8 protein-coding genes and 1 pseudogene are annotated in these 7001 nt (G+C 58.1%); 1 reads left to right on the top strand and 8 read right to left on the bottom strand.

Features of this window, described 5'->3' with window-relative positions; all coding sequences use genetic code 11:
* Nucleotides 1–166: 166 nt before the first annotated feature.
* The 8 genes and pseudogenes from B3187_RS10720 to merT form a co-directional block, all read right to left on the bottom strand.
* Nucleotides 167–1513: a TolC family protein gene (locus tag B3187_RS10720; protein ID WP_286806366.1), complete on the bottom strand. Its 1347-nt coding sequence runs from the start codon at nucleotides 1511–1513 to the stop codon at nucleotides 167–169.
* Between the two features lie 700 nt (nucleotides 1514–2213).
* Nucleotides 2214–2543, bottom strand: coding sequence for a copper-binding protein (locus B3187_RS10715; protein WP_286806364.1), 330 nt, complete (start codon nucleotides 2541–2543; stop codon nucleotides 2214–2216).
* A gap of 156 nt (nucleotides 2544–2699) precedes the next feature.
* Nucleotides 2700–2990 carry a hypothetical protein gene (locus B3187_RS10710; protein WP_286806362.1) on the bottom strand — a complete coding sequence of 97 codons (291 nt, stop codon included), beginning with the start codon at nucleotides 2988–2990 and terminating at the stop codon, nucleotides 2700–2702.
* A 92-nt stretch (nucleotides 2991–3082) separates the two neighbouring features.
* Entirely contained in the window at nucleotides 3083–3439 is a 357-nt protein-coding gene (locus B3187_RS10705; protein WP_286806361.1) for a hypothetical protein, read from the bottom strand.
* Between the two features lie 273 nt (nucleotides 3440–3712).
* A pseudogene (gene merA, locus B3187_RS10700) lies at nucleotides 3713–5101 on the bottom strand (mercury(II) reductase); the annotation flags it as partial.
* A gap of 88 nt (nucleotides 5102–5189) precedes the next feature.
* The gene (gene merF, locus B3187_RS17595; protein WP_286806357.1) at nucleotides 5190–5309 is read right to left on the bottom strand and encodes a mercury resistance system transport protein MerF; all 120 of its coding nucleotides are present in this window, start codon (nucleotides 5307–5309) and stop codon (nucleotides 5190–5192) included.
* 53 nt (nucleotides 5310–5362) lie between these two features.
* Complete coding sequence (gene merP, locus B3187_RS10690; protein ID WP_286806355.1) at nucleotides 5363–5659, bottom strand: mercury resistance system periplasmic binding protein MerP; 297 nt, start codon at nucleotides 5657–5659, stop codon at nucleotides 5363–5365.
* Nucleotides 5660–5696: 37 nt separating this feature from the next.
* Nucleotides 5697–6053 (bottom strand): mercuric ion transporter MerT, encoded by a 357-nt coding sequence (gene merT / locus B3187_RS10685; RefSeq protein WP_286806353.1) that lies wholly within the window; start codon nucleotides 6051–6053, stop codon nucleotides 5697–5699.
* A 73-nt stretch (nucleotides 6054–6126) separates the two neighbouring features.
* On the opposite strand from merT, the gene merR reads away from it, so the two are divergent.
* Entirely contained in the window at nucleotides 6127–6540 is a 414-nt protein-coding gene (gene merR, locus B3187_RS10680) for an Hg(II)-responsive transcriptional regulator (protein WP_286806351.1), read from the top strand.
* The last annotated feature ends 461 nt before the right edge of the window (nucleotides 6541–7001 follow it).

Below are 7001 nucleotides of genomic sequence, written 5' to 3'. Positions count from 1 at the left end.
TGAAAGGGACCGCTTTGGTAGGCGGCGCTAAGGGAGGGCTCCTCATCAGGAGCCGCCCTGGCGGCCTCCTCACTGGAGAGCCACTGAACGCCCAATATGCCGGTAACACCTACCAGCAACCCGATAACAAACAGCGAAATAAATGTAGTGCGTTGAGTCATGATGGTTACTCTTGCTCAGGGGGCTGACCGGCAGTACCCGTCAATGCCCGATTCATCTGGGTGGCGTGCGAACGACTATTGGCCAAGGGTTGGCCGGCCGTCTGCTCCAAGGCCGCCAGGGCTCGAAGATAATCGGCATGGGCGCGCGCCAGGTTGTCCTGAGTACGCAGCTGTTGCCGTTCGGCATCAATGACCGAAAGAAAGCTGCCTTGCCCCGCTCGGTAATCGGCCACGGCGGCGTTGAGGCTTTCCTCGGCGAGGGGCACCAGCCGCTGGCGGTGGATGGCGACGATCTCTCGGGTCTCCTGCACCTGCGCACGCCCCTGCTCCAATCGTGCCAACAGTTGCGCCTCCCGATCGGTGAGTTGCCACTGGTGACGTGTGACCTCGGCCTTGGCAGCATTTTGAGTGGCACTGCGCTTGCCGGAAAAGTCAAATGGCAGGTTGATGCTGACGCCGACCATCCACTGTTTGTCGGCATCCTCCCACAAGGTGTTGTAACCCGCAGACAGTTTAAAGTCGGGAAAATAATCCTTCTCCGCCAGACCGTGCCGGGCGTTAGCCTCGGCAATGCGCGCTTGAATCCGGCGCAACTCCGGGTGCTCCTCCAGGGCGATCTCTTGCAGCGCCGCCAACGAGGGTGGTTCGGTCGGTGTGGGCGGTGATGCCGGCGGCGGCAAGGGGCTTTGGGGGGAACGGTTCAGCAACCCATTGATCACCGCCTGCACCTCTCGTCGGCGCCGCTGATGAGTGACGATGTCGGCATCAATACGGGCCAGTTCCACTTCGGCTTGCAATACATCCTGCTGTCTCCCCCGACCCGACGCGTACTGGGTTTCAGCAACGCTACGCAGTTCGGTCAGCAGATCGCGGTGAGCGTGTTTGATTTGCAGCGTGCGGTGAATATAAGCCCATTCGGCAAACAGGCTCTTCGTGGTCGCCTTTAGGGTCAGCCGGCCATCCGCCAGGGATTGTTCCTCACCCTCGGCCCGGGCGCGAGCCACGTCTTCCCGAAGGCCAAGCTTGCCCGGCCAGGGGAGGCTCTGGCTCAACTCCACCCGTTCCTGAAAACCACGGGGCCCACCGGCGGTTTTCGGCGCCCCGGCGTAAGTCAGCATGGGGTCATCCAGAGCGCCGGCGGGCTCAATACGGTAGTTCGCCGCGTCGGCCGCGGCTGTCAGCCCTTGAAGACCCGCGTTGCGGGCCAGTACGGCGTCCACCAATTGTTCGGCGGTCAGCACCTGTACATCCTGCAAGGACGGATTGTTTTCGTGTAATGGCGGCGCAGCGATGCCCGTCAGAGGTACGATAAGTACCACCAGGGCCATCAGGCCACCCACTTGGTTGCGCATGGGAAGTACCCTCAATCGGCATAACGAAAAACCCTCGGCTTCCTTATATAAGGCAAGCCAACGTTCATAACAGTTTAGAGGGGTTAATCAGATACGCAGACGAAGGGTAGAGAGATAGACAGTACGACCGCTTTCGGTCTGGGCAAGGAGCCAGTCGGGGTCAGAGGGAGGGGCCACGGGGGACAGGGAAGACAGCGCGTCCAGATGGGGCCAGTACAGCAAGGCGACCATACCCGACCACGTCAGTACCTGGTCAGCGCTTGACGAGGCAGGTGCGGCGTCTTCGAATCCCGATTGGTACTCGACATCACAGCAGGACGCTGACAACGCGCTCAAGCCAACATGTTCGCAACCTTCCTCCGAGGGGGGAGGTGCTGCCTTGTCGCAGCCTGCCATGCCGTCTTCACAACAGCACACCGGCTGGGGCGGCATTTCCATGGTCTCGCAGGCATAGGTAAACAGTCCCCAAAGCATGAGGAGCAACGGAACCACTATAAGCCAACGATTACGTTTAATCATCTGTCCTGGGTGCAATCTACCTAAAGTATTGAGCGCGTAACTTTAACACGTCTACCGACTCCTGAAAAAACACTTTCCCTTCTTTGCTCGCTCAAAGTGACTTGCCCTGCTATCGCGAGTATGAGTCGGGCCGCTTTGGGACCGAGCGCAGGCCCTCACCTGCGCTCGGTGCTTCGCCGTTTTAACGGCTTTCGATGTCAGTCACCACGAATCTGCCGTTCTTCTTGGTAAATGTAAACGAGATTTTCTCCCCCGTTTTCAAGTCTTTGAGTAGCGCTTTGTCGGCAACCGCAAAGCCCATAGTCATGGCCGGCCAGTCCAAAGTTGGGACCGGATCGTGGGCCAAGGTGACGCGATTGCTTTCTTTGTCGACACTTTTTACAGTCGCGGTCGTTTGATGCGTTTCCACCGCTTCCTGTGCGTAAACGGCAGGCACAAGTGCAGCCGCTCCAACACCGCCTACAAAAAGTACCGAGAAGCTGATAGCTGTCGCTCCAATTACGTTTTTCATAATATGTTTCCTCTAAATATACTTAGATTTCTAGTAAATCGTCCTGACAGGACGCTTAGGTCTGAATTTCGGCACCACGAGCTTTTACAAGCTCACGATGCGCAAAAATGAATTTGGCGCCAAAGACCTGCCAGGCCCTTGGCACCAAAACCACCGCTAGCTGCTCGACTGCTCGAGGGAAGCGCTCGGGCTGCGGTCCCGCTCCATCATGTTTTGATGCATTTTTTCGTGCATCATTCGGCAGTGCTCCATCATGTCCTTCATTGAGCTCATCATTTTGTCCTCCTTGGCGTTGTTTTTAGTGATGGATTTATGAGTTGGTCGACTGGGTATGGAATCAGAGCGCCGGTCAGCGTTCGCTTGAGCGCTCACATACCCGGTTGCCATACTGGCCGCGACCATGGAGAAAGAAAGAATAACGGCTTTGGTCAAGGTTAGTGATTTCATAATCTGTCCTCGCAAGAAAAATGGCATGCACATCGACGGGCCAAATGCCGCATCGACTTTATAGGTGCAAATAACCGTAAATAAAGACGGATTTACAGCGAGGATGCCGGTTTAGGCGGATGGTCGATCGGGTACTGGGCGGCAATGGGCGCCAAGATAGTGGAGGTAGAAAGGAAGGAAATGGCACCCGAGTAAAAAGCCAGCGTATCGCCGTTGACGGACTGGTAATTCGCGCAGGTGGAATGGCAGCTGTCAGCGTCCATCTGGCAATCAGGCGCTGCACCACTGCCGTTATCGGACATGGCGACCAATTTCTCGTTCGTCATGTTCATGACACAGGCGGGGTTCATACCTGGCTCCTGGAGCGACATACCCTCCATGGGCATACCTAGGCCAGCCTGCACCCCGGACCCTGACAGGATCAGTGCGGCAACCATCACGGTTTGCATGAATAGGCTCGTCAATCGCTTCAGCATGACTCTGTGCCGGTTACTCCGATGAATAGGTCGGATTCTCAATCACGGCAGTTAGGACCTGCCGTCTAGCTCGAAGTTCCAAATAGAATACCACAACATTAATCATCCCGATGACCCGTCCACAACCCATTTATCTGCAACCTATTATTACCTACGTCGGACGGGGCGCCACACGGCCGTTAGGTCTGCTTTTACCGCCAGCGTAGGGGCATCAGGAACTCCTGCCGAGACAAAGGCTCAGCCCGCCTACCCGGCACAGCAAGACAATTGGCTCACATCTTTGGTGAACGTCTGCGCGCAGAGCTTGAGGCCTTCGACCATGGTCAGGTAGGGAAACAATTCATTTCCGATTTCCTGAATCGTCATGCGTGCCCGTATCGCCATCACCGCCGTTTGGATCAGCTCCCCTGCTTCTCCCGCCACGGCCTGCACGCCCAGTAACCGTCCACTTTCACGTTCGGCGACCAGTTTGATGAACCCTCCGGTATCGAAGTTGACAAGGGCCCGCGGCACGTTGTCGAGAGTCAGGGTACGGCTGTCGGTGGCGTAGCCTTTTGCCTCGGCGTCAGCTTCGGATAAACCGACGGTCGCGATCTGCGGATCGGTAAAAACCACCTCCGGCATGGCACTGAGATCCAGCTGGGCATCGCCGCCGGTCATATTGACCGCTGCCCGGCTGCCACCTGCGGCCGCCACATAGACAAACTGGGGTTGATTGGTGCAGTCACCGGAGGCGTATATGCCCGGCACTCGCGTCTGAAGCTGCTCGTCCACGACAATGGCCCCCCGATCCGTCTCGACGCCGATTTCATCCAGGTTGAGCATCTCGGTGTTCGGTGTGCGTCCCACGGCCACCAGCAACCGATCAGCCCGCAGTTCCCCGGCGTTTGTGTCGAGCACGAACTCCTCATCGGCATAGCTGATTTCGCTCGCCTGCGTGCCGTTCAATACCTTGATGCCCTCGGCCCGGAAAGCGGTTTCAATGGCCTCGCCCACGGCCGGGTCCTCCCGGGAAAACAGCCGGCTGCGCGCCAGAATGGTCACCTCGCTGCCCAGCCGGGCAAACGCCTGGGCCAGTTCCACCGCCACGGCGGAACCGCCAATGACAATCAGCCGGTTCGGAATGCTGTCGCTGGCCAGTGCCGTGGTGGACGTCCAGTACGGCGTACCGGACAAGCCTGGAACCGGGGGGATGGCTGGCCGCGCGCCGGTACCGATGAACGCTCTGTCAAAGCGCACCTCGCGTTCCGTGCCGTCGGCTCCCGTTACCTGCAATGTATTGGCATCGATAAAACGAGCCTCACCCTTCAAGACAGTGATCGCCGGATTGTCGTCAAGGATGCCCTCATATTTGGCGTGACGAAGCGCCTCAACCCGGGCCTGTTGCTGGGCCAGCAAGCGGGGCCTGTCAATGGAGGGCTCGGTCGCCGCAATACCCTCGTCGAACGGACTGGTGCGGCGTAGATGGGCCACGTTCGCGGCCCGGATCATGATTTTGGATGGCACACAGCCGATATTCACGCAGGTGCCCCCCATGGTGCCACGCTCGATCAGCGTGACCCGGGCTCCGCGTTCCGATGACTTCAGGGCGGCGGCCATGGCAGCGCCGCCACTGCCAATCACAGCAATATGCAGGTTGTCGTTACTCATTCATGTGACTCCTTGGTAGAGGGGCTATCGCAGCAGGCGTCGTATTGCTTTTTGCGCCATAGGGCGTAGCAGGTCAGGCCGAAAAAAATACGAGCGCGGGCAACAGCACGTAATCGAGATAGCCGGTCAACGAGGCCAGGCCGACGGCCCCGAATAGAACCACCAGGACCGGCGTAAAACAGCACAGCGCCACTATGACCGCTCCAATAATGCTCACTCGCAATAGAGGATTGGGATCTTTTATGGCTACTCCTGTTTGGTTCCGGCTTGTTGCAGCGTGGACGGATAGCCCGCATTGGTTGTTGCCTGGGTGAGTGCCTCGACGGACGTTTTCTCATCGTCGAAAGTGACCGTCACATCACGTTCTTCATAGCGAACTTCGACAGCGCTCACCCCTTCCACCCGCTTGAGAGCGGATTTGACGGTGATCGGGCAGGCCGAACAGGTCATGCCGGGAACGGACAAGGTAACGGTTTGTTGCGCCGCCAGTGCGGGCAGGCTGAATAGCGTGAACAGTACGGCAGCGATCAGGGACTTTTTCATAGTGTATGGTCTCTCAGTCAGCAGGGTGGATCAGCTCTCAGTAAAACAGCGGTAAGACGAAAGGGAACGCCAGTGCGGTCAGTATGAGTAGCGCGACGACCCAGAAAGCGACCTTATAAGCGGTGCGCACTTGCGGCACTGCGCAGACCTCGCCCGGCTGGCAATCCTGTGCGGGCCGGTATATCCGGCGCCAGGCAAAGACCATTGCCACCAGCGCAGCCCCAATGAACCATGGCCGGTAGGGTTCCAGAGCCGCAAGGTTGCCGATCCAGGCGCCCGAAACACCCAGAGTGATCAGGACCAGGGGGCCGAGACAGCAAGCCGAGGCTAAAATCGCCGCGACCCCACCCGCGACGAGACTCAGGGGGCCACGCTTCGAGTTGGAAGTGAACATAACAACTGCACCTTTGATGGACTTTCTCGATGGGGTAAGCTTAAGACCGTAGTCAGCTACGGAGTCAAGGCCTATGTCAGATACAATGAATTCATTGACCATTGGGGGGCTGGCCAAGTCGGCGAACGTCTCAGTCGAGACCATCCGCTATTACCAGCGCCGAGGGTTAATACCAGAGCCTCAACGGCCTCCAGGCGGCATTCGACGCTATGGCGCCACCGAAACCGGCCGGTTGATGTTCGTGAAAACGGCACAGCAGTTGGGTTTCAGTCTCGATGAGATCCACGAATTGCTTCAGTTGGATGATGGCGCCCATTGCCAGGAAGCCAGTGTTCTCGCTGAGCGAAAGCTGCACGATGTGCGAGAGAAGATCGACAAATTGAAGCAGATCGAGGCGGTGCTGAGCGACCTGGTTGACCAGTGCTGCGCGCAGGAGGGCAATATTTCTTGCCCCCTTATTGCGTCGTTGCACAAAGGGGTTGGATAGAAAGAGGGTACAGACCGTTTTCAAAGCTGGACCTACTTCTTGACGATACCTGTAAGTGGTGAAGGCTTACGTATCGAGCGGCTGAGGGTGCCCATCCACATACATCAGCGGGCGAGTACGAGCACCACAAAGTAAGCGGTGCGCTCACCCCCAACGATAAGCACCCCCGCGCAGATCGCTGGGGTCATTTGGCAAGAACGCCGGGTACAGCGTCGAGCACTGGTTCGTAGCAACGGCCGGACCTTCGACCACTTGCGCCTTGAGGGCAAGCCCCTGTGCTCATTCAGGAGCTTACCGCACGGATGGTCCCGCTGGAATTGACCTCTTCCAGCCTCAGGTACTTTCGCAGGTGACCCTGCTCGCGGCCAATGGCCTGCAACGACAGCCCTCGGCCCTCGCACTGACCTGTGCCCGTGCTATTAAAAGCACGAACAAGGCCAGAGTGGCACCGGCTCCATTGC

This window comes from Marinimicrobium sp. UBA4209, from assembly GCF_002381585.1.
Classification (GTDB): Bacteria; Pseudomonadota; Gammaproteobacteria; order Pseudomonadales; family Cellvibrionaceae; genus Marinimicrobium; species Marinimicrobium koreense.
Note: the sequence above shows the minus strand (reverse complement) of the source record. Positions and strands in the feature narration are given on the sequence as shown.

Coding starts and splice junctions, on each gene's coding strand:
- B3187_RS10720 (WP_286806366.1), bottom strand. CDS start 1,513: ATGCGCAACCAAGTGGGTGGCCTGATGGCCCTGGTGGTACTTATCGTA.
- B3187_RS10715 (WP_286806364.1), bottom strand. CDS start 2,543: ATGAAAAACGTAATTGGAGCGACAGCTATCAGCTTCTCGGTACTTTTT.
- B3187_RS10710 (WP_286806362.1), bottom strand. CDS start 2,990: ATGAAATCACTAACCTTGACCAAAGCCGTTATTCTTTCTTTCTCCATG.
- B3187_RS10705 (WP_286806361.1), bottom strand. CDS start 3,439: ATGCAAACCGTGATGGTTGCCGCACTGATCCTGTCAGGGTCCGGGGTG.
- merP (WP_286806355.1), bottom strand. CDS start 5,659: ATGAAAAAGTCCCTGATCGCTGCCGTACTGTTCACGCTATTCAGCCTG.
- merT (WP_286806353.1), bottom strand. CDS start 6,053: ATGTTCACTTCCAACTCGAAGCGTGGCCCCCTGAGTCTCGTCGCGGGT.
- merR (WP_286806351.1), top strand. CDS start 6,127: ATGTCAGATACAATGAATTCATTGACCATTGGGGGGCTGGCCAAGTCG.